We start from the raw sequence: 465 nt of genomic DNA, 5'->3' as shown, positions 1-465 counted from the left end.
CATCACGTCAAAGACGTTGGTCAGGGTGGTGGCCTGGTCACCGGCTTCCTCTTCCAGCGCCTGCGGCTGTTTACCCTCATGCTTCGCATACACCACCTGCCACCAGGCGTTAAACGCATCGTTCAGGTGCTCTGACAACAAAAACTGCAGTCCCGGATGCAGATCCGCGCAGTTTGACTTCCCCTGACCGATCATGGCTCCGGCCCGTCGTGCATCCAGCCGGTATGCGCTAAAAGCCTTACCGCTTTCCCCGCTCTTGTAACGCCCTGGATAGTCGTAGTGCTCATAGGTCTGGCGCTGATGCGCCAGATCGTTACTGATTTTCTGGTTCGACTGGCTGTAGGCCGGATTTTTAAAGCTGTAGTCCCGCAGCTCCACGGATGAGGTTTTTACCGCTTCACGGTAGCTGAACTGGCGGACATACGCCCCCTGTTCAAGCCCCTGATTTGCCAGATTAAAGAACAA

The 465-nt window shown here is 55.7% G+C and carries 1 protein-coding gene; it reads right to left on the bottom strand.

Going from position 1 to position 465, the window contains the following annotated elements; genetic code table 11:
- The coding region (locus DEO48_RS23015; protein ID WP_258306163.1) for a contractile injection system protein, VgrG/Pvc8 family at nucleotides 1-465 on the bottom strand (465 nt) is incomplete at both ends.

The organism is Enterobacter sp. CGMCC 5087, assembly GCF_003144775.1.
GTDB lineage: Bacteria > Pseudomonadota > Gammaproteobacteria > Enterobacterales > Enterobacteriaceae > Enterobacter > Enterobacter cloacae_M.
The sequence above is the reverse complement of the archived record's forward strand: the minus strand, read 5'-3'. Positions and strand labels throughout refer to the sequence as shown.